The sequence below is a fragment of the Paenibacillus sp. OT2-17 genome (assembly GCF_009827695.1).
In the GTDB taxonomy this organism is placed as follows: domain Bacteria; phylum Bacillota; class Bacilli; order Paenibacillales; family Paenibacillaceae; genus Paenibacillus; species Paenibacillus polymyxa_B.
In genome coordinates, this window is the sequence record NZ_WUDQ01000726.1 from 1 (window position 1) to 1,554 (window position 1,554).

Genomic DNA, 1,554 nt, shown 5'->3' on the forward strand with positions numbered 1-1,554 from the left:
CAGATTTGCCAGATACGGAGGTGGTAAAGTAGCAATAGTTATCTCATTTTCATTTAGGTATTCTTCAAATCTTCGATAGTCATTGATAATATCGCTTGAAGATATATATAGTGTTGCTCCTGCCAATAGTCCCATAAATATTTCCCAAACTGCAGCGTCGAATGAAATTGATGCAAATTGAATAATCCTATCGCTTTCACTTACATTTAAGCGGGTCTTGAAAAACGCCTCCAGATTTGCTACCCCTTTATGTTCTACCATAACCCCTTTAGGTTTTCCTGTAGACCCAGATGTATAAATGATATATGCCAAATTTTGCGGTGAACATACCACTTCCAGGTTCATAGGGTTTCCGGCATAAAGGCTTTCATCTTCTATGTCTATATACTTCCCGTAAAACTCCACTTTCTCCAGGAATTGCTTTTGGGAAATCAGCACCCCTATCTCGCTGTTCTCGAGTAAATATTCGATTCTTGCCTTAGGGTAGTCAGGATCTATAGGCATATATGCCCCTCCGGCTTTAAGTATGCCAAATATACCTATGACCATCTCCAGTGAGCGTTCTACCATAATACCCACTATGCTGTCTGGTTTAACTCCCTTATCCCTCAACACTCTTGCAAGCTGATTTGACTTCTCATTGAGTTCCCTATAGGTTAGCTGCTTACCCTCAAACACCACTGCCGCATTGTCAGGTGTCTTCACCGCTTGTTCCTCAAATAGTTGGTGAATGGTCTTTTCCCTGTGGTATTCCTCCGTTGTATTATTGAAGCAGTGTACTATTTCTTTCTTTTCCACTTCGGTGAGTATATCAATATTCCTAATATGCATATCGGGATTATCGGTTACAATTTCTATTACCGACTGAAAATGTCCCTTGATTTTTTCTATGAAATTACCATCATATACCAGTGAGTTGTAACTGAATTTAATAGATAATTCCTTACCGCCATCAACGAGTATCCCAAAATCATAATTCGTCTGCTCGAATATTTCCATTCCAACTACATTTAAAATGCCATTACTGGATGAAGCATTAACCGCTTCATCCATAGGGTAATTTTCAAAAGCCATGACATGATGTATCAAGGCATCTTTCAAGCATGTTTTTGACTGCACATCCGCCAGAGGATAGAAACTGTACCGGTCAGATTCAAGCACCGATTGCTGCATCTCTTTGATCAGTTCGGTAAAAGTTTTATCCTCATCACAACTCACCCTTACTGCAACGGTATTTATAAATAAACCCACCATGCTCTCAATTCCCTGTATTTCATGAGGCCTTCCCGATACCACCTCACCAAACACCACATCATCGGTATTGTTATACCGCTGTAATAATATCCCCCATATGGTCTTTATAATGGTACTCATGGTTGTATTGTTTTTGGCTGCAAACTTCTCAAGATCGCTAGTTATTTGTTCAGATATTTTAAACTCCGTTTCTTCAATCCTGAAATCATCACTTGCAGACCTGCCGTTTTGGGGAAGGACTGTCTGATGCTCGTAACCTTTAAGATAGGTTTCCCAGTAATCTGCGGCCTCGTTCTGATT

At 40.0% G+C, this 1,554-nt stretch carries 1 protein-coding gene; it reads right to left on the minus strand.

What is annotated here, in order from left to right:
• Window positions 1-1,554, minus strand: a 1,554-nt coding sequence (locus GRP75_RS26520) for a non-ribosomal peptide synthetase (RefSeq protein ID WP_160790843.1), incomplete at both ends; no start/stop codon positions are given.